21 protein-coding genes are annotated in these 25,441 nt (G+C 66.7%); 13 read left to right on the forward strand and 8 right to left on the reverse strand.

Going from position 1 to position 25,441, the window contains the following annotated elements; all coding sequences use genetic code 11:
* Window positions 1–20: 20 nt before the first annotated feature.
* The 3 genes from AAIL68_RS01190 to lysM form a co-directional block, all read right to left on the reverse strand.
* Complete coding sequence (locus tag AAIL68_RS01190) at window positions 21–1,103, reverse strand: glycosyltransferase 61 family protein (protein WP_347137657.1); 1,083 nt, start codon at window positions 1,101–1,103, stop codon at window positions 21–23.
* Window positions 1,104–1,204: 101 nt separating this feature from the next.
* The gene (locus tag AAIL68_RS01195; RefSeq protein WP_347137658.1) at window positions 1,205–3,088 is read right to left on the reverse strand and encodes an acyl-CoA synthetase; all 1,884 of its coding nucleotides are present in this window, start codon (window positions 3,086–3,088) and stop codon (window positions 1,205–1,207) included.
* A gap of 137 nt (window positions 3,089–3,225) precedes the next feature.
* Entirely contained in the window at window positions 3,226–3,744 is a 519-nt protein-coding gene (lysM, locus tag AAIL68_RS01200; protein ID WP_347137659.1) for a peptidoglycan-binding protein LysM, read from the reverse strand.
* 169 nt (window positions 3,745–3,913) lie between these two features.
* On the opposite strand from lysM, the gene AAIL68_RS01205 reads away from it, so the two are divergent.
* Window positions 3,914–4,459, forward strand: a complete 546-nt coding sequence (locus tag AAIL68_RS01205) for a CAP domain-containing protein (protein ID WP_347137660.1) — start codon at window positions 3,914–3,916, stop codon at window positions 4,457–4,459.
* Window positions 4,460–4,471: 12 nt separating this feature from the next.
* On the opposite strand, the gene AAIL68_RS01210 is transcribed toward AAIL68_RS01205, so the two are convergent.
* Together AAIL68_RS01210 and AAIL68_RS01215 are read right to left on the reverse strand one after the other, a co-directional pair.
* On the reverse strand, window positions 4,472–6,268 hold the full coding sequence (locus AAIL68_RS01210; protein WP_347137661.1) for an ABC transporter transmembrane domain-containing protein: 1,797 nt from the start codon (window positions 6,266–6,268) through the stop codon (window positions 4,472–4,474).
* A 50-nt stretch (window positions 6,269–6,318) separates the two neighbouring features.
* The gene (locus AAIL68_RS01215) at window positions 6,319–6,969 is read right to left on the reverse strand and encodes a 5'-methylthioadenosine/S-adenosylhomocysteine nucleosidase (RefSeq protein WP_347137662.1); all 651 of its coding nucleotides are present in this window, start codon (window positions 6,967–6,969) and stop codon (window positions 6,319–6,321) included.
* Between the two features lie 103 nt (window positions 6,970–7,072).
* Between AAIL68_RS01215 and zapE the strand changes: the two genes are divergently transcribed.
* On the forward strand, window positions 7,073–8,173 hold the full coding sequence (gene zapE, locus AAIL68_RS01220; protein ID WP_347137663.1) for a cell division protein ZapE: 1,101 nt from the start codon (window positions 7,073–7,075) through the stop codon (window positions 8,171–8,173).
* Window positions 8,174–8,371: 198 nt separating this feature from the next.
* On the opposite strand, the gene AAIL68_RS01225 is transcribed toward zapE, so the two are convergent.
* Entirely contained in the window at window positions 8,372–9,643 is a 1,272-nt protein-coding gene (locus tag AAIL68_RS01225; protein WP_347137664.1) for a folylpolyglutamate synthase/dihydrofolate synthase family protein, read from the reverse strand.
* Window positions 9,644–9,702: 59 nt separating this feature from the next.
* Window positions 9,703–10,623, reverse strand: coding sequence for an acetyl-CoA carboxylase, carboxyltransferase subunit beta (gene accD, locus AAIL68_RS01230; protein WP_347137665.1), 921 nt, complete (start codon window positions 10,621–10,623; stop codon window positions 9,703–9,705).
* A gap of 78 nt (window positions 10,624–10,701) precedes the next feature.
* On the opposite strand from accD, the gene cls reads away from it, so the two are divergent.
* The 9 genes from cls to AAIL68_RS01275 all read left to right on the forward strand — a co-directional run bounded on the left by cls (window position 10,702) and on the right by AAIL68_RS01275 (window position 20,679).
* A complete protein-coding gene (cls, locus tag AAIL68_RS01235; RefSeq protein ID WP_347137666.1) occupies window positions 10,702–12,141 on the forward strand; it encodes a cardiolipin synthase in 1,440 nt (479 codons plus the stop codon).
* 9 nt (window positions 12,142–12,150) lie between these two features.
* Complete coding sequence (locus AAIL68_RS01240) at window positions 12,151–12,429, forward strand: 4a-hydroxytetrahydrobiopterin dehydratase (protein ID WP_347137667.1); 279 nt, start codon at window positions 12,151–12,153, stop codon at window positions 12,427–12,429.
* Between the two features lie 60 nt (window positions 12,430–12,489).
* Window positions 12,490–13,260: a DUF6478 family protein gene (locus AAIL68_RS01245; RefSeq protein ID WP_347137668.1), complete on the forward strand. Its 771-nt coding sequence runs from the start codon at window positions 12,490–12,492 to the stop codon at window positions 13,258–13,260.
* Window positions 13,261–13,270: 10 nt separating this feature from the next.
* The gene (locus tag AAIL68_RS01250; RefSeq protein WP_347137669.1) at window positions 13,271–13,636 is read left to right on the forward strand and encodes a hypothetical protein; all 366 of its coding nucleotides are present in this window, start codon (window positions 13,271–13,273) and stop codon (window positions 13,634–13,636) included.
* Between the two features lie 89 nt (window positions 13,637–13,725).
* The gene (nspC, locus tag AAIL68_RS01255; RefSeq protein ID WP_347137670.1) at window positions 13,726–14,826 is read left to right on the forward strand and encodes a carboxynorspermidine decarboxylase; all 1,101 of its coding nucleotides are present in this window, start codon (window positions 13,726–13,728) and stop codon (window positions 14,824–14,826) included.
* Window positions 14,827–14,861: 35 nt separating this feature from the next.
* Window positions 14,862–16,088, forward strand: coding sequence for a saccharopine dehydrogenase family protein (locus AAIL68_RS01260; protein WP_347137671.1), 1,227 nt, complete (start codon window positions 14,862–14,864; stop codon window positions 16,086–16,088).
* Window positions 16,089–16,187: 99 nt separating this feature from the next.
* Entirely contained in the window at window positions 16,188–17,420 is a 1,233-nt protein-coding gene (locus tag AAIL68_RS01265; protein ID WP_347137672.1) for an AI-2E family transporter, read from the forward strand.
* 135 nt (window positions 17,421–17,555) lie between these two features.
* Window positions 17,556–19,718: a malate synthase G gene (locus AAIL68_RS01270; RefSeq protein WP_347137673.1), complete on the forward strand. Its 2,163-nt coding sequence runs from the start codon at window positions 17,556–17,558 to the stop codon at window positions 19,716–19,718.
* Between the two features lie 208 nt (window positions 19,719–19,926).
* Complete coding sequence (locus tag AAIL68_RS01275) at window positions 19,927–20,679, forward strand: DUF2243 domain-containing protein (RefSeq protein WP_347137674.1); 753 nt, start codon at window positions 19,927–19,929, stop codon at window positions 20,677–20,679.
* 6 nt (window positions 20,680–20,685) lie between these two features.
* On the opposite strand, the gene AAIL68_RS01280 is transcribed toward AAIL68_RS01275, so the two are convergent.
* A complete protein-coding gene (locus AAIL68_RS01280) occupies window positions 20,686–22,005 on the reverse strand; it encodes an MFS transporter (RefSeq protein ID WP_347137675.1) in 1,320 nt (439 codons plus the stop codon).
* A gap of 225 nt (window positions 22,006–22,230) precedes the next feature.
* Between AAIL68_RS01280 and cyoA the strand changes: the two genes are divergently transcribed.
* Together cyoA and cyoB are read left to right on the forward strand one after the other, a co-directional pair.
* Window positions 22,231–23,421: a ubiquinol oxidase subunit II gene (gene cyoA / locus AAIL68_RS01285; protein ID WP_347137676.1), complete on the forward strand. Its 1,191-nt coding sequence runs from the start codon at window positions 22,231–22,233 to the stop codon at window positions 23,419–23,421.
* A gap of 12 nt (window positions 23,422–23,433) precedes the next feature.
* Window positions 23,434–25,440 (forward strand): cytochrome o ubiquinol oxidase subunit I, encoded by a 2,007-nt coding sequence (cyoB, locus tag AAIL68_RS01290; protein ID WP_347137677.1) that lies wholly within the window; start codon window positions 23,434–23,436, stop codon window positions 25,438–25,440.
* Window position 25,441 lies beyond the last annotated feature (1 nt).

The raw sequence follows: 25,441 nt of genomic DNA on the forward strand, positions 1-25,441 counted from the left end.
CGTCTCCCTTGTTCCGTCCGTCAGCGGGCCAGGGGCACGCGGACCAGTTCTTCCGCGTGCTTCGCCTGGACCCATGCAATGCAGTCGGCCATTTCATCCTCGCCCGGCCCCTGCCAGTTCGACCTGTCGTCGATAAAGCCATGGTGTTCAAGGATGCCGGCAAGAACCTCGTGATCGACCTCGCCCCAGCTGAGATGGTTGGAAAAGGTCGCCCCCTTGTCCATCCAGTTCGCGGCCAGGGCGTCGATGATGACCGGCTCCCGCCCGATCATGCCGCTGATCTGGGCGGCGATGGATTCATAGGCGTTGTTGTCGCGGCGCAGGATGAAGCCGATCTTCTTCGCCGGGTCGGCCACCATGCCCGCGATGTGAAAGGCGGAACTGTCCGCCCCCAGGATATGGGTCGCCGACTTGTAGGCGCGCAACTGATCCGGCAGTTCCATCTTTTCGGGATGCAGGATCGTGTAGCCGTTGGCGGCCATGTTCCGTTCGATGACCCGTTCGCCCATCAGCCCGCCGCGGCCGTTGAATTTCGTGCGCGAAATATAGAGTTTGCAGGGCGGATCCTGGGGGATCCTTTCGGCCATGCGCCGCATCGTCTGGCGGAATTCAGGGGTGCCGCGCGCGATCGTTCCCAAGCCGAAGCCTTGGCCCGGCACCAGCAGTTCCTCGACGATCAGCGGTTCGCGAAGGATCCGCTCCTGCGCCCTAAGGCCCAGCAGGTTCCAGAAATGGGACTGGTATTTCTGGAACTCGGAAAGCTTCTCGTGCTTGGGGATGAAAAGGACGCTTTCGATGTCGTCGCGGTCGAAGGCCCAGCAGCGGGCCATCGTCTCGGTCATGAAATGCCCGAAATGCCCATAGTAAAGGCCGCCCCACATATGGCGGCCCTCCAGGAACCTGGCGGGCTTCTCGGCGCCATCGACCTTGCGGGTCATTCGGATGCCGCCCCGCCAGGTGGAGGCGTGCAGGCAGTCTTCCCCATCGGCGGTCACGACCCCGCAGGCCGGGCGGCCCGTCATGGCACTGGGCGGGAACAGCCAAGCATTGCGGACGGTTTTGATCTCTCGTGACCAGCCTGCCTCGGGGAGTGGTTCGCCCATCGTTCTTCCTTGTCCTGAAGCCAAATGCCGCCTTCGCCTCCGGCGGTATTAACCAAAGACGGGTTACACTTAAAGCGCGAACAGGCGATCCCCAGGCGGTTCTATTCCCATTCCCAGGGGCGGGTGAACTCACCCAGCTTCGCCCTCACCGTTGCCTCGTCCGTGTCGGCGCCCCGTGCAAGGCGGGCCACCAACCCGCGCTTCTTGTCCTCGACCACCTCGGCCACATGGGCGCCGGTGCCAGCCAGGGCCGCGTCATAGACGCGCTTGATGGCCAGGCGGCGCAGGTCGGGCTTGAAGATCTTGCCCACGGCGGTTTTCGGCAGTTCGGGCAGGATTTCCACATGCTTGGGGATCGCGGCGCGTTCGTGGATATGGGCCTTGGCATGGGCCAGCAACTCGGCCTCGGTCGCCTGGGCGCCCGCGACCAGTTCGACATAGACGCAGGGCAGTTCGCCCGCGAAGCTGTCGGGCTGCCCGATGGCGCCGGCAAAGGCCACGGCGGGATGGGACAGCATCGCCTCCTCGATTTCGGCGGGGTCGATGTTGTGGCCGCCGCGGATGATCAGATCCTTGGCGCGGCCCGTGATCCACAGGTAGCCGTCCGGGTCCAGCCGTCCCAGGTCGCCCGTGCGCAGATAGATGTCCTCGGCGAACAGCCGGTGGTTCTTGTCGGCCTCGGTATAGGTGGATCCGGGAAAGACGCCGGGATTGGCCACGCAGATCTCGCCCACCTCGTCGGTGGCGCATTCGTGGACGCGGCCCGAATCGTCGTGGTTCAGGATGCGGACATGCGTATAGGGCAGGGGGATGCCGACGGAGCCCACCTTCTTGATGCCGTCGATGGGGTTGCAGCTGACCAGGCAGGTGGCCTCGGTCAATCCGTAGCCCTCGGCGATCTCCACCCCGGTGGCGGCCTTGAATCGGTTGTAAAGCTCGATCGGCAGGGGGGCCGAGCCGGAGATGGCGGTGCGCAGGGACGAGACATCGGCATTGACCGGCCGCTGCATCAGGGCGGAGATCGCGGTCGGCACGGTGATCAGGAAGCTGCATTGCCAGCGTTCGATCAGCTTCCAGAAGTTGTCGAAGACGCCTTCGCCCCGGTATCCGGCGGGGGTGGGCATGACGACATGGGCGCCCGATGCGATGCAGGACATCAGCACCGGATAGGCGGCAAAGACGTGGAACATGGGCAGCGGGCACATCAGCACGTCGGTTTCGTCGAACAGCAGCGTGCCGCCAAGCCAGCCGTTGTAGATCATGCCGGAATACTTGTGCTGCGCGACCTTGGGCGTGCCGGTGGTGCCGCCGGTGTGGAAGAAGGCGGCGACCCGGTCCTGCTGCACGTCCTCGAAATCAAGCCGGGTGTGCTTTTCGCCGCTGGTCGCGGCCTCGAAGTTCAGCACTTTGGCCTTGTGGCGCACCTTCACGCGCGGCCGGATCAGCGGCACGATGAAACGCTTGAGGCCGCGCAGGTGGCGGTTCAGATCGACCTCGATCACATGGGTGACGCCGGGGGCATTGGCCACGGCCTCGGCCGCCTTCTGGGCCACGTCGGTTTTCGGGAAGGCGCGCAGCGTGACCAGCACCTTGGCGCGGGTTTCGCGCAGGATGCCCGCGATCTGCTGGGCGTCCAGCAGCGGGTTGATCGGGTTGACGATGCCCGCCGTGGCGCCCGCCAGCAGCACGACCGGCGTCTCGATGCTGTTGGGCAGCAGATAGGCCACGGTATCCGTCGGCCCGACGCCCAGCTTGCGCAGCAGGTTGGCGGTTTCCGTCACCCGTTCCAGCAGATCCTGCCAGGTCAGGGTCGTCGCATGGGTCTGGGGCCCCGACAGCAGCTGGAAGCTGATCGCGGGCCGGTCGGGATATTTCGCGGCGGTGCGGGCCAGAAAGCCGTAAAGCGTCACCGGAAGATCGCGCGCCTCATAGGGCATCTCGGCTTCCAGGGCGTTGCGATCATCATAGCTGATGAAGCGAGTCATCCATCCTCCCTCAGGGACCACCCTCCCGATCCCGTTTCAGGAACAATGGGCCATTGGCGGGAAGGGGGGCAAGAGCCTTGGTGGGACAGCGGGACGGGACGCGGCGTCAGGGCGGACCCGACGCCGCGTCAGGCCGTTCAGTCCTGGGGGATGCGCAGGGTCTGGCCGGGATAGATCTTGTCGGGATCGGACAGCATGGGGCGGTTCGCCTCGAAGATGGCGTTGTATTTGTTGGCGTTCCCCAGATAGGCCTTGGCAATGGCCGACAGCGTCTCGCCCTTCTTGACCGTATGGAAGACCGGGGCCTTGCCCGCCTGGGGCCCGGCCTGGGGCAGGTCGGCCTCGACCTTGGCCACGCCTTCGATATTGCCGATGGCCAGGATCAGCTTTTCCAGCGTCTCGCGGTCGGCGCCCTTGCTTTCGACCTTGACCGTGTCGCCGCGCAGCGTCAGGTGGACATCGTCCTTGTCCAGGTTCAGGGCCCGCAGTTCGGCCTTCAGGGCCGCGACCTTGCGGGTGGTGTCGGGATCCTGCGCGGGCTTTGCCGCAGCGGGGGCGGCGGCTGATGCGGGGGCTTGCGGCTTGGCAGGTTCGGCGGCCTCGGCCTTGCCGAAGATCGATTTGCCAGCGTCCTTCACGAAATCCCAGATGGCCATGCATGCGTCCTTTCGGCTGTGTTTCTGGATGATCCGATGAAAAACGCGGGCTTGAAGCAAGCGTTCCATCTGGTTATGGCAAGACCCCCCGACTATATTACAACCGTGCATTGTTAAATCATTAAGACTTTCACCCGTAGGATGCACCTGTTTGAAAGGTGAGAACCCTATGAGCCGGTCAATCCAGTTTTCAGCCGCCGCCGCGCTGTGCGCCCTTCTGGCGGGCTGCGCCCAGACCACGCCCGACATCCGGGTCGGCGGCAACGATCCCCATGACATGCAGCTGATGCCGGCGGGCAAGGCCACCTGCCTTGCCACCAGTTCCGGCCAGAACAGCCACGGCGCGGCGGCCACGAACGCCGTGCGCCGCAGCGCCGGCCTGCCGCCCGTGCAGCCCGATCCGGTGCTGGCGCAGGTCGCGGCCAGGCACGCCTGCGACATGGCCACGCGCGGGCGCATGACGCACCAGGGCAGCAGGACCAGCGGTCCCGGCCCGCGTGTCAAGGCGGCAGGCTATGCGCCGGCCGTCACCGCCGAAAATATCGCCGCCGGGCCGTTCTCGCAGGAACGGGTGCTGGCGGAATGGAACGCCTCCAGCGGGCACCTGGCGAACATGCTGATCCCGCAGGTGCGCGACTATGGCATCGGCCAGGCCATCGGGCCCGATGGCAAGACGCGGTTCTGGGCGGCGGTTTACGCGGCACCCCGGCGATAAGGCTGTTCGCGGTCAGGCAGGTTCCGGCAGGACGGGCATGTCGGTGAACTGCATCCGCGCCAGGCGGGCGTAAAGCCCGCCTTCGGCCACCAGGGCGTCATGCGTGCCGGTGGCGACGATCCGGCCCCCGTCGAAGACGACGATCCGGTCGGCCTTCTTCACCGTGGCCAGCCGATGGGCCACGACAACCGTGGTGCGGTCTTCGGACAGGCGTTGGACCGCGGCCTGCACCAGCGATTCGGATTCGGCATCCAGCGCGCTTGTCGCCTCGTCCAGCAGCAGGACGGGGGCGTCGCGCAGGATGGCGCGGGCGATGGCGATGCGCTGGCGCTGACCGCCCGACAGCATGACGCCGCGTTCGCCCAGCGGCGTGTCATAGCCCTGCGGCAGCCCCGTGATGAAATCATGGGCATGGGCGGCGCGGGCGGCGGCCTGAACTTCGTCGTCGGATGCCTCGGGGCGCCCCAGGCGGATGTTGTCCAGGGCGGTCGCGGCAAAGATCACCGGATCCTGCGGCACCAGGGCGATGGCCTGCCGGAAATCGGCCCGCGCCATGTCGCGCAGGTCGATGCCGTCCAGCGTCACCCGGCCCGTCGCCGGATCCCAGAAGCGCTGGATCAGCTGGATCACCGTGGTCTTGCCCGCGCCGGACGGGCCGACCAAGGCCACCGTCTCGCCCGGCTGGATGGTCAGGCTGACGCCCTCCAGGGCCGAGACATCGGGGCGGGTCGGATAATGGAAGGTTACGTCCTGCAGCGCGATATGGCCGCGCACCGGACGGGGCAGGGCGACGGGACGGGCGGGATCGGTCAGCACATCCTCGGCCGCCAGCAACTCGCCCAGGCGTTCGGTGGCGCCCGCCGCGCGCTGCAACTCGCCCCAGATTTCCGACAGCGCGCCGGTCGAGCCCGCGACAAGGATCGCATAGATCACGAACTGCACCAGCTGTCCCGCCGTCATGGCGCCCATGCGCACGTCGCGCGCGCCGATCCACAAGACGCCGATCACGCCCGCGAAGATCAGGAAGATCACGATGGCGGTCATCAGCGCCCGCGTGCGGATCCGCGTCAGCGCCACGTCGAAGGACCGCTCCGTCACCTCGTCGAAGCGGGCGATGCTGCGAGCCTCGTGCGTATAGGCCTGCACCGTCTGCGCGGCCAGCAGCGTTTCCGACGCCGCGCCGGAGGACGCCGCGATCCAGTCCTGGTTGGCGCGCGACAGCCCCCGCAGCTTGCGTCCCAGCACGATGATCGGCACCAGGATCGCGGGCACGATCAGCAGCACCAGCCCCATCAGCTTCAGCGAGGTGAAGGCCAGCATCGCCATGCCGCCCGCCAGGATCAGCATGTTGCGCAGCGCGATGGACAGGGAAGACCCGATCACCGACTGGATCAGCGTCGTGTCGGTGGTGATGCGCGACAGGATTTCCCCGGTCATCACGCGCTCGAAAAAGGCGGGGGACAGGGTGATGACGCGGGCGAAGACGGCCTTGCGGATATCTGCCACCACGCGCTCGCCCAGGCGGGTGACGAAGAAATACCGCGCTGCCGTGCCCAGGGCCAGCAGCGCCACGATGATCAGCGCCGCGCCGAAATATTCGTCCAGCAGCCCCGCGCCGTCGTCGAAATTGTCCACGACCCGGCGCGCGGCGAGCGGCAGGATCAGGCTGATGGCCGAGGTCGCGGCCAAGGCCAGCAGCGCCAGCACCACCTGCACGCGATAGGGCCGGACAAAGGGCCACAGCGCCCGCAAGGCGCCCACGCGCTTGCTGGTGGGCCGGTCTGAGGTGATCGTCGTGCCGCGTGCCATGTCTGCCTGTCCGGTGGATGTGCCCCCAGGGGTTTAGGGGCTGGCGGCCCTCAGGACAAGCGCGGTGCGGCCGGGAGCAGGCTTCCGTCCGCAAGCTGGTCCGCGATCCGGTCCACCGCCCCCGCCAGCTTTTCGTCGATGATGTGCAGGTATTGCGTCCAGTCCGACAGGTGCTGCAGTTCCGCCGCCCCGTCCGATATGCCGCGCAAACCGATCAGCGGGACGCCGAAATGCTGGGCCGCGCGCAGATGGGCGAAGGTTTCCATGTCCACCATGTCCTCGGGCACGGCGTCATAGGCGGGACCGCTGACGATGTTGGCGCCGGTGGACAGGGTGGCCGTGGGGATCCCCTCGACCCGCAGCGGCAAATCGACGCGGGCGGGCAGGTCCAGCAGCGGCGTGCGCCCCTTTTCGAACCCCAGGGGCGATGCGTCCATGTCGCGATAGGCGACCGCCGCGACCTGATAGACCTCGGCCTGGGTCAGCCGCGCGGACCCGGCAGAGCCCAGCGAGACGATCAGGCGCGGCAGTTCCCGCATCCCCGCCAGGGCGGCGGTCAGTTGCACCGCGCCCTCGACCGGGCCGATGCCGGTGATGAGCGGATCGATCCGGGCGCGCAGGGCGGGACCGTATTCGGGCAGGGCCGCCATGACGAACAGGACGGGAAAGTCGGCGATCAGGTCGGGCATCTTGGGGGGCATCGGATCCGCTTTCGTTTGTCCCGGCAGGCGTGGCACGGAGGGCTGCGCGCGGTCAAGCACTGGCCCCTTGCAGGCTGGGCCGCATCCATGGCAAGGGCGCCTCATGGGCAAGGTCAGCGATCTTTATCGGCAGCGCGTGACGGAAGGGCGGATCCAGCCCGATCCTGCGCAGCAATCCGTCCTGCCGCATCTGGACCGTGTTCTGGATGACATCGCCGCAGCCCCGGTGCCTGAAAAGCGGTCGGCCTGGCGCGCCTTCCTGGGCGTCGGCAGCCCGCCGCCCGCAGCACCCGCAGCCAGGGGGCTTTACCTGTGGGGCGGGGTCGGGCGCGGCAAGTCGATGCTGATGGACCTGCTGGCCGAGGCCGCGACGGTGCCCGTACGGCGCGTCCATTTCCACGAATTCATGCAGGAAATCCAGGCCGGGCTGAACCGCGCCCGCCAGCGGGGCGACCAGGATACCGTGCGCCCGGTCGCGCTGGAAGTCGCGGCCAGGGTCCGCCTGCTTTGCTTTGACGAGATGCAGATCACCGACATCGCGGATGCGATGATCGTGGGGCGGCTGTTCCAGGTGCTGCTGGAGCAGGGGGTGGTGATCGTCACCACCTCGAACCGGGTGCCCGAGGATCTCTACAAGCACGGGCTGAACCGGCAGTTGTTTTTGCCCTTCATCGACCTGATCCGCCAGCGGCTGGAGGTCGTGTGCCTGGACAGCGCCGTGGATCACCGGCAGGGGCGGGCGACCGGCGGGCAGGTCTGGTTCTGTCCTGCGGATGCGAGCGCGAAGGCCGCGATGGATGCGATCTGGGATGACCTGACGGGTCGCGCATCGGGCGCCTCGAAGCGGATCGAGGTCGGGGCGCGCAGCTTCGAGCTGCCCTTTTTTGCCGAAGGAGTAGGCCGGTCCGGCTTCTGGGATCTCTGCGGCAAGCCGCTGGGGCCGGCGGATTACCTGGCGCTGTCGCGCGAGGTCGAGGTGCTGATGATCGACGGCATACCCCGGCTGTCGGCGTCGAACTACAACGAGGCCAAGCGCTTCGTGACCCTGATCGACGCGCTCTATGAGGCGAAGGTGCGCCTGATCGCCAGCGGCGCGGACCAGCCGGAACAGCTTTACAATGAGGGCGAGGGCAGCTTCGAATTCGAGCGCACCGCCAGCCGGTTGCGCGAGATGCAGGACGCAGGCTGGGGGAGGGCGGAGTGACCTGCCGAATTTGACGTCAGGCAAATCCGGCCGCGCCTGCCTGCCCCTTGGCAGGCGCGATTCTCGCGCCAGCCCAGGCAAACGCGGCCGGATTGCGGATGTTCGACCGGGTGGCGCCCTTTGCCCTGCGCCTTGCGGCTCCGGGCAATCGGTCCGGGCGAAGGTCCACGGACATTCATCTGTCGGACCTCTGACCGCTCAGCCGTTTTCCCGCAGCACCCGCCCGGCCAGATACAGCGACCCGCAGATGAGGATCCGCGCCTTGGGGTCGCGGCTGACGATCGCCTCGATGGCCGATGCTGCATCCGTTGCGGTGGTCGCGATCATGCCCACGCTGCCTGCCGCCTCTGCTGTGACCTCGGCCGCCAAGGTGTTCGGCTCTCCGGGAATGTCGATGGCGGTCAGGCTGCTGGCCTGCGCCGCCAAAGGACGCAGATAACCTGCGATGTCCTTGGTGTTCAGCATCCCGCAGACCAGATGTGTCGGGCGCGGCGGCATGGCGGCAAGCGTCGCGGCCAGGGCCTCGCCCCCCGCCGGATTGTGGCCGCCGTCCAGCCACAGTTCGGCCTGCGGGCCTGCCAGATCGGCCAGGGGGCCACGCTTCAGCCGCTGCATCCGCGCGGGCCATTCGGCCTGGGTCACCGCTGCGCGGGCTTGGGCATCCGTCGCGCCCAACTGGCGCAGCGCGGCAAGCGCGGTTCCGGCGTTCTGGACCTGATGCGGGCCGATCAGGTTCGGCAGCGGCAGATCCCACAAGCCATGGTCGTCCTGATAGACCATGCCGTCGCGGTCGCGCGCGATCATCCAGTGCTGGCCATGGGCAAAGACCGGCGCGGTCAGGCCCGAGGCCTTCGCCTCGATCACGCGCAGGGCCTCATCGTCCTGCGGGCCGACGATCACCGGCACGCCGCGCTTGATGATCCCGGCCTTTTCCCCCGCGATCAGCGGCAGCGTGTCGCCCAGATATTGCGTATGGTCGATGCTGACCGGCGTAATGACCGTCAGGCGGGGGGTGTCGATCACGTTGGTCGCGTCCAGCCTGCCGCCGAGGCCGACCTCCAGCAGGGTGTAATCCGCGGGCGTGCGGGAAAAGGCCAGGAAGGCCGCCGCCGTGGTGATCTCGAAGAAGGTGATGGGCTGGCCGGCATTGGCGGCCTCGCATTCCTCCAGCGCGGCGGCGAGATCGGCTTCCGCGATCAGGTCACCTGCCAGCCGAATGCGTTCGTAAAACCGCGCCAGATGGGGCGAGGTATAGGCATGGACGCGTGCGCCGCCCGTCTGGAGCCCCGCGCGGATCATCGCCTGGGTGCTGCCCTTGCCGTTGGTGCCCGCGATGTGGATCACCGGCGGGATGCGGCGTTCGGGGTTGCCCAGGGCTGCCAGAAGGCGGTGCATCCGGTCCAGCGACAGGTCGATAACCTTGGGATGCAGCGCCATCAGGCGGTCGAGGATGGCGTCGGAATGGCTCATGGCGGATCAAGCCGGGGGCCAGCCCCCGGACCCCCGGGATATTTGGACACAGAAGATTGTCAGTCGGCCTGCGCGGGTTCGGGCGGGGCAGGCTGGGGCGCGGGAGCGGGCAGGTCGGCATGGATGGGCGCGGAGAGCCCGCCCGCCATGCGCAGGATCGAGACCAGCTCGTCGCGCAACTGCTTGCGATGCGTCACCCGGTCCAGCATCCCGTGTTCCAGCAGGTATTCGGCGCGCTGGAAGCCCTCGGGCAGTTTCTCGCGGATGGTCTGCTCGATCACGCGGGGACCGGCAAAGCAGATCAGGGCATTGGGCTCGGCGATCTGGATGTCGCCCAGCATCGCATAGCTGGCGGTGACGCCGCCCGTGGTCGGGTGGGTCAGCACGACGATATAGGGCAGGCCCGCTTCCTTCAGCATTTCCACCGCGACGGTGGTGCGGGGCATCTGCATCAGGGACAGGATGCCTTCCTGCATCCGCGCCCCGCCCGCGGCCGAGAACAGCACCAGCGGGCGTTTCGTCTTCACCGCGCGTTCGGCGGCGGCGATGATGGCGTTGCCCACATACATGCCCATGGACCCGCCCATGAAGCTGAAATCCTGGGCGGCGGCGATGATCGGGGTGCGGCCGATCTCTCCCTCGGCCACCAGCATCGCTTCCTTTTCGCCCGTGGCCTTCTGTGCGGCCTTCATCCGGTCGGGATATTTCTTCTGGTCGCGGAACTGCAGCGGATCGGCGACGGGCTCAGGCACCTTCACCTCGACAAAGGCGCCGCCGTCAAACAGCGCGTTGAAGCGGTCGCGCGGGCTGATCGCCAGGTGGTGATCGCAATTCGTGCAGACGTTCAGGTTGTCCGACAGTTCGCGGTGGAACAGCATCGTTCCGCATTCGGGGCATTTGGTCCACAGGTTCTCGGGCACCTCGCGGCGCGAGAACAGCGAATTGATGCGCGGGCGGACATAGTTGGTGATCCAGTTCATGCGCGGCGGTTTCCTGCTGTTGCAAGCCACCGAGATAGGCCGCGACGGGGGGAATTGCAATTGCCGCAGCGGGCGGGAATGATGCGCGGCATGTGGGCCTCGTTCCTTGTCATGCTGCATACGGGGGTTACGCTGGCCCTGATCGCGCGGGTGCTGATCCGCCCGCGGCTGGATCCGTCCGTGCGCCTGGCCTGGATCATGGTGATCGAGGCGCTGCCGCTGATCGGCATCCTGGCCTATGTGCTGTTCGGAGAGGTGCGGCTGAACCAGGCCGAGGTGCAGCGCATGGCCGATGTGCGCGACCGGCTGACCAACCTGCGCGTCCCGAACCCCGCCGTGATCGCGGAACCGCCGCATTACGCGCTGCCCGTGGTCGCGGCCAATGCGGCCGTGGGCGGCATGTCGGCGGTGTCCGGCAACCGCATCCGCCTGCTGGAGGAAAGCGATGAGGCCATCGACCGCCTGATCGACGCCATCGACCGGGCCGTGGATCACGTCCATATCCTGTTCTACATCTGGCTGCCCGACCATTCCGGGCAGAAGGTGGCCGAGGCAGTGGCCCGCGCGGCCAGCCGGGGCGTGGAATGCCGGGTGATCGTCGATGCCCTGGGCTCGCGCGGGCTGGTGCGGTCGGCCTTGTGGACGCAGATGCAGGAAGCGGGGGCCGAATGCGTCACGGCCTTTCCCTGGGGCCTGCCCTTCATCAGCGTGCTGTTCCGGCGGCTGGATCTGCGCAACCACCGCAAGATCCTGGTCGTGGACAACCGCGTGGCCTTTTCCGGCAGCCGCAACTGCGCCGACATGGCCTTCGCCATCAAGCCGCGCTTCGCCCCCTGGGTCGATATCCTGATGTCGGTCGAAGGCCCGGTGGTGCGGCAATACCAGTCGGTCTTCCTGGGCGACTGGATGAGCTATACCGGCAAGGATCTGGGCGACATGCTGCAGCCCGTTGGCCCCGTCGCCGATCCCGGAGAGATCGCGCAGGTGATCCCCACCGGGCCGGACCGGCGGCAGGGTTCGATTTCCGACTGCCTGGCGGGGATGCTGCACACGGCGCGCGACCGGGTGGTCATCACCACGCCCTATTACGTGCCCGACATGGCGGTGGATGCCGCCGTCCGCGCCGCTGCCCGCCGGGGGGTCGAGGTGACGATGATCCTGCCCGCCCGCAACGATTCCCTTGTGGTGGGCGCGACCAGCGAGGGGTTCTATTACGGGCTGCTGTCGGCGGGGGCGCGGATCCTGCTGTTCCAGGACGGATTGCTGCATTCCAAGATCATGACGGTCGATGGCCGCATGGGCATGGTCGGCAGCGCCAACCTGGACCGCCGCAGCTTCGAGCTGAACTACGAGGTCAACATGGCCGTCTTCGACCGCGAATTCGTGTCCGAACTGGACGCCCGGCAAGAGAGTTACATCGAACGCTCGCGCGAGATCACGCTGGAGGAGGTGCGCGGCTGGGGCGTCCTGCGCCGCTTGCGCAACAACCTGCTGGCGCTGGCCTCGCCGCTGTTGTGAGGGTTTGCGATGGACGCCGATGAGATCGCGATGCGGCTGGAAACGCTGGACGGCTGGTCCCTGTCGCCGGACGGAAGGGCCATCGCCCGGCGCTTCGACTTCAAGGGTTTCGCCAAGGCGGTCGAGATGGCGAACCTGGCGGCCTGGCTGGGCAACCGGCGGAACCACCATCCCGACGTGTGCTTCGGCTGGGGCTATTGCCAGGTGAGCTTCACCACCCATGACGCGGGCGGCCTGACGGACGCGGATTTCGCCGCCGCCGCGCGGCTGAACGAACTGGTGGGGTGACGCTTGTTCGCGCAGGGGTTGCAAGCTATCCACGCGGGGGCAAGGCATGAAAGGGCTTGGATGAAGCGTCTGCTGGACAGCTTGGGGTTTGACCGGGACCGTGTCGATTGGGCGCGCCTGGCTGACAGGCAGGACCGCAGGCCGCGCCCGGTGGATCCCGAACTGCGGGACCGGGCGCAGAACCTGCACCGGCAGTTGGAGCGGTTCCTGCAGGCCTCGGATCCCTGGATGCTGCGCCCGGCCGGGGTGGCGGATGACGACCTGCCGCCCGGCACCGACTGGCATTGGCGCCCGCGCCTGCTGCGGGGGCAGATCGCCCCGCAGGCCATCGCCGCCCCCGACAGCGGCCAACGCCTGGGCGATGACGCGGCCTTGTGGCACGACTGCCGGCACCGCGCGCTGATCCTGCGCCAGTCGGTCGGCCCGCAGACGGGACAGGGCGCAAGCTATCGCCTGGGGATCGAAATGCTGGGATTTTCCGGCAGCTTCCTGTCGCTTGCGCTGGATCTGCCAAATGATGCCCTGGACGGCCTGGGCCCCGACCGGATCCTGCAGCTTGACGTGGTGATGGATGCGGAACGTCCCCTGACCATCTATGCCCGCATCAACCTGGTGCAGGGGCCGAACACCGAGACGATGCTGCGCCAGCTTGGCGATCCGGTCGCGGGGCATGGCGCGCGGCGGCGGGCGGAATTCGACCTGGCCTATGCCGGTCTGGCGAACCGGCCCATCGAGAAGGCCTGGCTGGATCTGATCTTCGAGCAGCCCCGCATGAACGCGGTCAGCGTCAATGACGCGGTGCTGTCGCACCATCCGCGCGCCCAGACCTGAGGAGATGGCGATGAGGTTCGAAAGCCATGGCGTCCTGGCCGGTTGCTGGAACGGTACGCTGCAGGCGTCAGGCCAGCCGCCCCGGCTGTCCGTGGTCCATCGCGGACAGGTCGTGGCCGAGGCCGCCCTGCTCGACGCAGGGTCCGGCATCTGGTCGGTGACAGCGGCGCTTCCCGCATCGGTGATCGACAACGGGGTGCACAGCCTGCTGCTGGTGGGGGGCGATCCGGGCAGCCCGGCATCGCAGGCTCTGGGCAGCCTGACGCTGGTGGCGGGAACGGCCGCTGGCGGCGACCTGCTGGCCGAGGTCGCGCAGCTTCGCGCGGAACTGGATCTGCTCAAGCGCGAATTCCGCCGCTTTGCCGCGGGCGGCTGACGCGCCGTCATCTGTCCGTCACGCTTTCTTGCGAAAAGACCGGGCCGTGTCTATATCGGCCCTTTCGCTTTTGCCCTCAAAGGTTTCGCATGGCCGGGATGCAGACACCCTTCTACCTGATCGACAAATCCGCGTTGCGCCGCAACATGGAACAGGTGGCGCGCCTGCGCGAGGCGTCGGGCGCCAAGGCGCTGCTGGCGCTGAAATGCTTTGCCACCTGGTCGGTCTTCGACTTCATGCGCGACTACATGGACGGGACGACCTCGTCGTCGCTGTTCGAGCTGCGCCTGGGGCATGAGGAGTTCGGCAAGGAAACCCACGCCTATTCCGTCGCCTGGGCCGATCACGAGATCGACGAGGCGGTCAGTTACGCCGACAAGATCATCTTCAACAGCCTGTCGCAGCTTGACCGATATGCTGACCGTACGAAGGGCGTGACCGCCGGCCTGCGCCTGAACCCGCGCTTTTCCACCAGCGGCTTCGATCTGGCGGACCCGGCGCGGCCCTTCAGCCGCCTGGGCGAATGGGATCTGTCGCGTCTGGAACAGGCGATGGACCGCATCAGCGGCGTGATGATCCATTACAACTGCGAAAATCGCGACTTCGACCTGTTCGACCAGCAACTGACCCGGATCGAGACCGAGTTCGGCGAGATCCTGAAGCGCCTGGACTGGGTCAGCCTTGGCGGCGGCATCCATTTCACGGGCGAGGGCTATCCGCTGGACCGGCTGGCCGACCGGCTCAAGGCCTTCCAGGACCGCTGGGGCGTCCAGGCCTATCTGGAACCGGGCGAAGCCAGCATCACGCGCACGGCGACGCTTGAGGTCAGCGTGCTGGACATCATCGACAACGGCAAAAAGGTCGCCATCGTGGACAGCAGCATCGAGGCGCATATGCTGGATCTGCTGATCTATCGCGAAACGGCCAAGCTGCCGCAGGACGGCCCTCACGAATACCAGGTCGCGGGCAAGACCTGCCTTGCGGGCGACATCTTCGGCGACGCGCGCTTCCCGCAGCCGCTGAACATCGGCGACCGGATCAGCATCGCGGATGCGGCGGGCTATACCATGGTCAAGAAGAACTGGTTCAACGGCGTCGCCATGCCCGCCATCGCCATCAGGGAAGACGACGGGTCCATTCGCACCGTCCGCAGCTTCCCTTATGAAGACTACAAGTCCAGCCTCTCCTGAGGCGCCCTCTCTGCAACCCCGGAAAGGATCCAGAATTGGCCAAGAAGAACGTCCTCATCATCGGCGCGGGTGGCGTCGCGCAAGTCGTGGCGCACAAGGTGGCGCAATGGGCTGCGGAATTCGGCGAGTTGCACATCGCCAACCGCACGCAGACCAAGGCGGACGCGATCATCGCCAGCCTGCGCGACAAGGGGCACCAGATGCCCTTTGCCAGCCATGCGCTTGACGCGATGAACCCGGACGCGGTCGAGGCCCTGATCCGCAAGGTGGATGCGGGGATCGTCATCAATGTGGGGACGGCCTTCATCAACATGACCGTTCTGGAGGGCTGCATCCGCGCGGGCGCCGCCTATATCGACACGGCCATCCACGAGGATCCGTCTAAGATCTGCGAAACGCCGCCCTGGTACGGCAACTACGAATGGAAGCGGCGCGAGGATGTGGCGAAAGCTGGGATCACCGCGATCTTGGGCGCGGGCTTCGATCCGGGGGTGGTCAACGCCTATGCCCGCCTGGCCGAGGATGAGTATTTCGACAAGATCGACTCGATCGACATCGTGGACATCAACGCCGGTTCCCACGGCCGCTGGTTCGCCACGAACTTCGACCCCGAGATCAATTTCCGCGAATTCACCGGGGTGGTCTATTCCTGGCAGGGCGGCGAGTGGCGCGAGAACAGGATGTTCGAGGTCGGCCGCGAATGGGACCTGCCCGTCGTCGGCAAGCGCAAGGCCTATCTGTCCGGCCATGACGAGGTCCACAGCCTGTCCGCCCGCTACAAGGACGCCGATGTGCGCTTCTGGATGGGCTTCGGGGACCACTACATCAACGTCTTCACGGTGCTGAAAAACCTGGGCCTGCTGTCCGAACAGCCCGTGAAAACCGCCGAGGGGCAGGAGGTCGTGCCGCTGAAGGTCGTCAAGGCCGTGCTGCCCGACCCGGCCAGCCTTGCGCCCGATTACACGGGCAAGACCTGCATCGGCGATCTGGTCAAGGGAAGCCGCGACGGCAAGCCGGGCGAGGTCTTCATCTACAACGTGGCCGACCACAAGGACGCCTTCAACGAGGTCGGCAGCCAGGGCATCAGCTACACGGCGGGCGTGCCCCCGGTCGCCGCCGCCATCCTGGTCGCGCGCGGCATCTGGGATGTCCGCAAGATGGCCAATGTCGAGGATCTGCCCGCCCGACCCTTCCTGGAGCTGCTGGGGGACATGGGCCTGCCCACCCGCGTGATCGACGCCACCGGCGATCACCCGATCTGATCCGGCCCGGCCGGCTAGCATCTGGCGGCGGCCCGGAACAGCCGGGTCGCCCTTTGCGTTCGGGGCCATGGCGTTGACGCAAGTGGGGATGCAAGGGCCGTGGCCGACAAGTTCAGCTTTCCACGTTTCCGGTCGGACGGCAGCGGCGCCAGCGGGCGCGCCGCCAACTGGGCCGTCATCGGCATCTTCCTGATCCTGGCCTTTGCGGCCATCGCCGCCGGGCGCGACTTCCTGATGCCCGTGACCCTGGCGGGCCTGTTGTTCTTCGTCTTCACGCCCTTGCGGCGGCTTGCCCGGCGGCGCGGGGTGCCCGACTGGCTGACCGCCACCGTGGTGAGCCTGGGACTGGTCGTCGCCGTCGCCCTGATCGCCCTCGGCGCCAGCGGCCCCATCAACCAGGCCGCCCATAACCTGCCCACGATCAGCGTGAAGCTGGAGCAGAAGTTCCGCGAGTTGCGCGCGTCGATCGAGGAACTTCAGAAGGCCGCCGAAAAGATAGACGAGGTTCAGAACGGCGCGTCAGACGAAGCCGCCCCAACCATCAAGGTCGAGCAGGAGGGCGACAGCACCCTTGAATCGCTGGTCAAGTTCACCCCCGCCATCGCCGGGCAGGTGATCTTCACGCTGTTCCTGCTGTTCTTCATGCTGGCATCGGGCGATCTTCTCTATCTCAAGATCGTGCAAAGCTTCGATTCCATGGCCGAAAAGCGCAGCGCCTATCTGGCCCTGCGCCAGATCGAGGATTCGCTGGGCAACTATCTGGGCGCCATCACCATCATCAACGCGGGCCTTGGCCTTGCCATCGGGCTTGCGATGTTTGCCTGGGGAATGCCGGGTGCGGTGCTGTTCGGCCTGGGGGCCTTCGTGCTGAACTATATCCCCTATCTGGGTGCGATCACCGGGATCACGCTGTCGGGGGTCGTGGCCCTTGTCATCATGCCCGGCATCTTCTGGCCGATGATGGTGGCGGCCAGCTACATGCTTCTGACCGCGATCGAGGGGCAGGTGATCACGCCCTATTTCGTGTCGCGGCGGCTGCAGATGAACACGGTCGTGGTGTTCCTGGCTGTCGCCCTGTGGGCCTGGCTGTGGTCCGTCATCGGCATGATCATCGCCGTTCCCGTCCTGGTCGTGCTGCGTGTCCTGGCCGATTATGTGCCGGGCTGGGAAAAGTTCGGCAACTTCCTGGCGGGCGAGGAGCCCCCGGCCATCGAGGACGAGGACGAGGAGGAAGCCCGCGACATCGTCGAGGCCGGGGCCGAGGCCGAGGATGAAGGCGCCGCCCGCCAGGCCACAGCCAGCGTGGTGGAGGAGGACAGGGCCCAGGGCTAGGCATCCTTTCCGTGCATCTTTTCCGGTCGGCAGAAAAACTTTTCATGGCGGCTTGGAAGTGGATGGGCCCTGGCGTATGGGGATACGAAAGTGCGCAACGGTATACCGTCGCCCGAGTCGGAAAGGAGCAGCAGGATGACCCAGACCCGTTACACCCAGAGGCATGGCCTTGATGTGGCCGAGGAACTGGCGGCTTTCGTGGAAGGCAGCGTTCTGCCCGGCACCGGCGTCGATGCGGACCGCTTCTGGTCGGGCTATGCCGAATTGCTGGGCGAGTTCGCGGGTGAAAACCGCGTGCTGCTGGACCGCCGCGCCGAATTGCAGGGCCAGATCGACGCCTGGCACAAGGCGCGCGGCAACCAGCCTTGGGACATCGCCGCCTATCGCGCCTTCCTGACCGAGATCGGCTATCTGGTTCCCGAACCCGCGCCCTTCACCATCGACAACGGCCGGATCGACCCCGAGATCGCGCAGGTCGCCGGGCCGCAGCTTGTGGTCCCCGTCAGCAATGCCCGTTTCGCGCTGAACGCCGCGAATGCCCGCTGGGGGTCGCTTTACGACGCGCTTTACGGATCGGACGTGATGGGCCCGCCCCCTGCGGGCGGCGGCATCGACCCCGCGCGCCGCGATGCGGTGGTGGCCCGCGCCGCGCAGTTCCTGGACGAGGCCTTCCCGCTGGCCAGCGGCAGCCATGCCGCCGTGTCGGCCTATCGCGCCGATGCGGATGGGCTGATGGCGACCGTGGACGGGGCCGAGGTGGCCCTGCGCGATCCCTCGGCCTTCGTGGGCACGCATGTCTCGGGCAAGGATACCGGCTATGTCCTGCGCCATAACGGGCTGCATGTCGAACTGGTCGTCAACCCCGATCACCCGATCGGCGCGGCTTCCGCTTCGGGCCTGCGCGACGTGATCCTGGAAGCCGCCCTGAGCGCGATCCAGGATGCCGAGGACAGCGTGGCGGCGGTCGATGCCGAGGACAAGGTCGGCGTTTACGCCAACTGGTTGGGTCTGATGAAGGGCGATCTGACCGACACCTTCGAGAAGAACGGCAAGCCCATGACCCGCCGCCTGGCCGCCGACCGCGACATCACGCGCCCCGACGGCAGCACCCTGACCCTGCCGGGCCGCGCCCTGCTGCTGGTGCGCAACGTGGGCCTGCTGATGACCACCGATGCCGTCCGCCTGAACGGGCAGGACACGCCCGAGGGGCTGATGGACGCGATGGTCACGGTGGCCTGTGCCATCCACGACCTGAAGAAGTCCGACGGTCCGCGCAACAGCCGCGTGGGCGCGATCTATGTCGTCAAGCCCAAGATGCACGGCCCCGACGAGGCTGCCTTCGCCGACCGCAGCTTCACCAAGGTCGAGGAAATCCTGGGCCTGCCCGCCAACACCGTCAAGCTGGGCCTGATGGACGAGGAACGGCGCACGAGCGCCAACCTTGCCGCCAGCATCCATGCGCTGCGCAACCGGGTCTTCTTCATCAATACGGGCTTCCTGGACCGCACGGGGGACGAGATCCACACCTCGATGCAGGCGGGCGCCTTCGCGGGCCGCGATGCCACGCGCCGGTCGGGCTGGCTCAAGGCCTATGAGGATCGCAACGTGCTGATCGGCCTGGCTGCCGGGCTGCGCGGCAAGGCCCAGATCGGCAAGGGCATGTGGGCCAAGCCCGATGCCCTGGCCGAGATGCTGGAAACCAAAATCGCCCATCCGAAATCGGGCGCGAACACCGCGTGGGTGCCCAGCCCCACGGCCGCGACGCTGCACGCGCTGCATTACCACATGGTCGATGTCGCGGCGCGCCAGGACGAATTGCAGGGCCAGCCGGTCCCCGGACTGGACGCGCTGCTGACACCGGCCCTGATGGGCGACGCGCCCCTGTCGCAGGATCAGATCCTGCGCGAACTGGACAACAGCGCGCAGGGCATCCTGGGCTATGTGGTCCGCTGGGTGGACCAGGGGGTCGGCTGTTCCAAGGTGCCCGACATCGACGACGTGCCGATGATGGAGGACCGCGCCACCTGCCGCATCAGCGCGCAACTGCTGGCGAACTGGCTGGAACAGCGGCTGATCACCCGCGAGCAGGTCGAGGACGCCCTGCGCCGCATGGCTGCGAAGGTGGACCAGCAGAACGCGGGCGATCCGAACTATCACCCGATGGCCCCCGGCTTCGACGGCCCGGCCTTCGAGGCGGCGCGCGATCTGGTGCTGACGGGGACCACCCAGCCTTCGGGCTATACGGAACCGGCGCTGCACGCCCGGCGGCGCGAGGCCAAGGCGCTGCGCCGGGCATAGGCACGGCGCTTTCCGAAAGGGACGCCGGCGGAAGGCCCGGCAGGCTGTCGGCTGCGACGGCCTGCGGAGCCTGACGCTTGCCTTGGCAGGGCGCGGCCTCACGCGCCCATTGCCGCAAGTCGGGTTCATCCTGAGCGGCCGGAGCCGCGGGGCGGGAACAGTTCGCGCGTTTCGCTGTTCCTGCCTGACGGATCGACCGGAGGAGCAGATGAGCGGGCAGCGCTGGACACGGGCAGGGGCCATCCTGGGCTTTGCGCTGGGTGGGTTTTTCGACGGCATCCTGCTCCACCAGATCCTGCAATGGCACCACCTGCTGAGCCTTGTTCCGGGCATCGGCGACCTGCGCGCGCAGGTGGTCTGGGACGGCGTGTTCCACGCGGCGATGTATGCGGTCGCGGCCTGGGGACTGGTCGCGTTGTGGCGCGCGCAAAGGCAGGGCCCGACGGTGCCGCGCGGCATCGTCACGGGCGCGCTGCTGATGGGCTTCGGATCCTGGCACATCCTGGACGCGCTGCTGTCGCACTGGATCCTCGGGATCCACCGGATCAGGATCGACAGCCCCAGCCCGCTGGCCTGGGATCTGGCCTGGCTGGCCGTCTTCGGGATCCTGCCGCTGGTGCTGGGCCTGTGGCTGCGGCGCGGTGGCGGCGGGGGTGGCGCGCCGTCCCGCGCGGTTGTCGCGATCCTGGCGCTGGTCACGGTCGGCGCGGGCGCATGGGCGCAAAGAACGCCTGCCGACATGCCGCTGACGGCCATCGTCTTTCGTCCCTCGATCAGTGCGGAACAGGTCGCCGCGATCCTGGACGCGGCCGGGGCGCGGCTGGTCTGGTCGGATCCGCAGATGGGCGTGGTCCTGGTCGATGTCGCGCCCGACCGGCGGTGGAGCTTTTACCGCAAGGGCGTCATGATGGTCAGCGGCTCGGGGGTGCCTGCGGGCTGCTTCACCTTCAGCCGTGCGTGACGGCGCTCAACCCTGTTTCTGGAATTCCAGTTGCCTTGCGATCCACAGCGCAACCGCCGTGGCGACCGCCCCAGACAGCAGGTACAGCCCCGCCGCGAACAGCCCCAGCGTGGTGGACAGGAACAGCGCCGTCAGCGGCGCCAGCCCCGCGCCGAACAGCCAGGCCAGGGCCGAGGCGAAGGCGGAATCGGTGTAGCGGTTGCGGCTTTCGAACATCGAGGCCACCGCGCCCGACGACTGGCCGAAGCCGATCCCCAGGACCAGGAAGCCCGCGATCATGTAGGTGGCCTCGCCCGTCTTGCCGCCCTGCAGCAGCAGGGGCGCCAGCAGGCTGAAGGCGCCGATGCCAAGCGCGCCCCACAGCAGCACGCGCCGTCGCCCGAACCGGTCCGACAGCCAGCCCGACAGCAGCACCGACACCAGGCCGAAAGCCGCGGCAAGCGCCGTCAGGTTCAGGAAGAAGGTCAGCGTCTCGTCGGTATAAAGATACACCCAGGACAGCGGGAAGACCGTGACCATGTGGAACATCGCAAAGCTGGCCAGCGGCACGAAGGAGGACAGCCAGATGACGCGCCAGTCGGACCGGAACGCCTGGCGGATCCGGCTGGGCTGCAATTCGCGCGTCTCGAAAGCCTCCTGGAACTCGGCCGAGGCGACGATGCGCAACCGCGCGAACAGCGCCACCACGTTGACCGAGAAGGCGACAAAGAACGGATAGCGCCAGCCCCAGTCCAGGAAGTCCTGTTCGGACAGGTTCGACACCAGATAGGAAAACAGCATGGCCGCGACGATCAGCCCGATGGGCGCGCCAAGCTGCGGCACCATCGCGTAAAAGCCCTGCTTCCGGCGAGGGGCGCTGAGCGCCAGCAGCGATGGAAGCCCGTCCCAGCTTCCGCCCAGGGCAAGGCCTTGGCCGATGCGCAGAACCGCCATGACCACGATCGCCCATTCGCCAAGCACCGTGTAAGACGGCACCAGCCCCATCGCCACGGTCGAGGTGCCCAGCAGGAACAGGGCCAGCGTCAGCTTGGCGACCCGGCCATAAAGCCGGTCGATGACCATGAAGATCGCCGTGCCGATGGGCCGGGCGACGAAGGCCAGCAGGACCAGCAGGAAGGACAGAAGCGTGCCCGTCAGCGGGTCCGCGAAGGGAAACAGCCGCGCCGGGAACACGATGACCGAGGCGATGGCGAAGACGAAGAAGTCGAAGAACTCGGACGTGCGCCCGATCACCACGCCGACCGCGATGTCGGATGGCGAGACGCGGTTTTCGTCGGCATCCTTGCCGGGGGTCTGGTGGCGGGAGGTTTCTGCGGATGTCGCCATTGCGTGAACCGCTCCGGTTTGAGGGCAAGGCCGTGAAGGGCAGGACACGCGACATCCTTGGGGATTCGCGCCATTCCGCAAGACATGCTACAGAACCGGGCAGAGGAATACGCGACAAATTGTCTGATGTTTGACTTTGGTCAAGGCGGCTATCTGAACCGCACTCTCAGGGCGTCGTCGTCTGAACAGCCGCGCGATTCGCGTGGTCAACGGGGTCATTGCTGCATGACACATCCTTTCAAACGTCTTTCCGGGCTTGCGCCCCTTCTGCTGCTTGCGGGCTGCAAGCCGGTGGTGCTGTCCCCGTCAGGCGACATCGCGGCGCGGCAGGCGCATCTGCTGGTGCAATCGACGGCCTTGATGCTGATCATCATCCTGCCCGTGATGGCGCTGACCGTGTGGTTTGCCTGGCGCTATCGCGCCGGGAACCGTGACGCCACATACCGCCCCGACTGGGACCATTCGACCAAGCTGGAACTGGTGATCTGGGCCATTCCGCTGCTGATCATCGTCTGCCTTGGTGCGCTGACCTGGGTCGGCACGCATCTGCTGGACCCCTACCGCCCGCTGGACCGGATCAGCGCCGAGGTGCCCGCCACCGGCCAGCAGCCGTTGCAGGTGCAGGTCGTTGCGATGGACTGGAAATGGCTGTTCATCTATCCCGAACAGGGGGTGGCTGCGGTGAACCAGCTGGCCGTGCCGGTGGACCGGCCGGTGGAATTCACGCTGACGGCGACCTCGGTGATGAACGCCTTCTACATCCCGGCGATGGCGGGGATGATCTATGCCATGCCGGGGATGCAGACCACGCTGCACGGCGTCTTCAACCGGTCCGGCGAATACCAGGGGCTTGCCTCGCATTATTCGGGCCACGGCTTCTCGGGGATGCGCTTCAAGGCGGTTGCGATGGACGATGCGGGCTTCGACGCGTGGGTCGCGCAGGCTACGGCCAGCGGCCAGACCCTGGACCGCGCCCGCTATCTGGACCTGGAAAAGCCCAGCGAGAATGTCGCGCCCATGACCTTCGCATCCGTCGATCCGCAACTGTTCAGCCGGGTCGTGAACATGTGCGTCGAGGAAGGCCGCATGTGCATGGCCGAGATGATGGCCCTGGACGCGCAGGGCGGGCTTGGCCTGCCGGGCATTGCCAATGTGGCGGTCTTGGCCGATCCCGACGCCCCCGGCGCGGTGCGCCCCGTCCTCGGCCTGCCGCCCTTCCAGGTGACCGGCATCTGCAGCGTTGAGGAACAGGCCGAAATGCTGGCGGGCGCCGCGCCTTCGGGCGCCGCGCCGCGCGACCTGTCGCCCATGCGCGGCCGGGGGCTTGCCCAGCCCCAGGGCATCCTGGGCCCGCGCCCCGACCCCAGCCGCCTGACCCAATCCGTGCCGCAGGACGGCGCGGACCAGAACCTGTAAGCGGATCCGACGATGGCCATTCCTTCCGAAATTCCGACCACCTTCCTGCTGGGCCGCCTGGACTGGCACGCCGTTCCCGCCGATCCGATCGTCTGGGTGACGGGCGTCTTCGTGGCCATCGGTGGCCTGGGCCTGCTATGGATGCTGCACAAATATCGCTTGTGGTCTTGGCTGTGGACCGAATGGTTCACCTCGGTCGATCACAAGAAGATCGGCATCATGTATATCGTGCTGGCCCTGGTCATGTTCGTGCGCGGCTTTGCCGATGCGATCATGATGCGGCTTCAGCAGGCCATCGCCTTTGGCGGGTCCGAGGGCTATCTGAACGCCCATCACTACGACCAGATCTTCTCGGCCCATGGCGTCATCATGATCTTCTTCGTGGCGATGCCCTTCGTCACGGGGCTGATGAACTTCGTCGTGCCCTTGCAGATCGGCGCGCGGGACGTGTCCTTCCCCTTCCTGAACAACTTCTCGTTCTGGATGACGGTCGGCGGCGCGGTGCTGACCATGATGTCGCTCTTCGTGGGCGAGTTTGCGCAGACCGGCTGGCTGGCCTTCCCGCCGCTGTCGGGCCTGGGCGCCAGCCCTTATGTCGGCGTGGACTATTACATCTGGGGCCTTCAGGTCGCGGGGGTGGGGACGACGCTATCGGGCATCAACCTGCTGGTGACGATCATCAAGATGCGCGCGCCCGGCATGACCATGATGCGGATGCCGATCTTCACCTGGACCTCGCTCTGCACGAACATCCTGATCGTGGCTTCCTTCCCGGTGCTGACCGCGACCTTGGTCCTGCTGACGCTGGACCGCTATGTCGGCACCAACTTCTTCACCAACGATCTTGGCGGCAACGCCATGATGTATGTGAACCTGATCTGGATCTGGGGCCACCCCGAGGTCTATATCCTGATCCTGCCGCTGTTCGGCGTCTATTCCGAGGTCGTGGCGACCTTCACCGGCAAGCGGCTGTTCGGATATACCTCGATGGTCTATGCGACGGTCTGCATCACCATCCTATCCTATCTGGTCTGGCTGCACCATTTCTTTACGATGGGGTCGGGGGCCTCGGTCAACTCGTTCTTCGGGATCACCACGATGATCATCTCGGTTCCCACGGGGGCCAAGATCTTCAACTGGCTGTTCACCATGTATCGCAGCCGCATCCGGTTCGAGCTGCCGATGATGTGGACCATCGCCTTCATGCTGACCTTCGTGATCGGCGGCATGACGGGCGTGCTGCTGGCCGTGCCGCCCGCCGACTTCGTGCTGCACAACTCGCTGTTCCTGGTGGCGCATTTCCACAATGTCATCATCGGCGGCGTGCTGTTCGGCCTGTTCGCTGCGGTCTATTACTGGTGGCCCAAGGCCTTCGGCTTCCGGCTGGATCCCTTCTGGGGCAAAGTCAGCTTCTGGTTCTGGGTCGTAGGCTTCTGGGTCGCCTTCGCGCCGCTCTACATCCTGGGTCTGATGGGCGTGACGCGGCGGGTGCGGGTCTTCGACGATCCCAGCCTGCAGATCTGGTTCATCATCGCGGCCCTGGGCGCTGTCCTGATCGCCATCGGCATCGCCGCGATGTTCATCCAGTTCGGCGTGTCAATTGCGCGCCGCGACCAGTTGCGGGATGAAACCGGCGACCCCTGGGACGGGCGCACGCTGGAATGGGCGACATCCTCGCCGCCGCCCGCCTACAACTTCGCCTTCACGCCGGTCAGCCACGGGCTGGACACCTGGTGGGACATGAAGCGCTTCGGCCAGACCCGGCCGCGCGCGGAATACCTGCCGATCCACATGCCGAAGAACACCGGGGCAGGGGTGATCATCGCCGGTTTCGCGACGGTCTGCGGCTTTGCGCTGGTCTGGTACATCTGGTGGCTGGCCGCCCTGTCCTTCGCGGGCGTGGTGATCGCCTCGATCGTCCATACCTTCAACTACGGGCGCGACTACCACATCCCGGCCGCCGAGGTTCGTGCGACCGAGGACGCGCGCGACCGCCAGCTTGCAAGCATGGGAGCCTGAT

This window comes from Paracoccus sp. SSK6 (genome assembly GCF_039770665.1).
Taxonomy (GTDB): Bacteria; Pseudomonadota; Alphaproteobacteria; order Rhodobacterales; family Rhodobacteraceae; genus Paracoccus.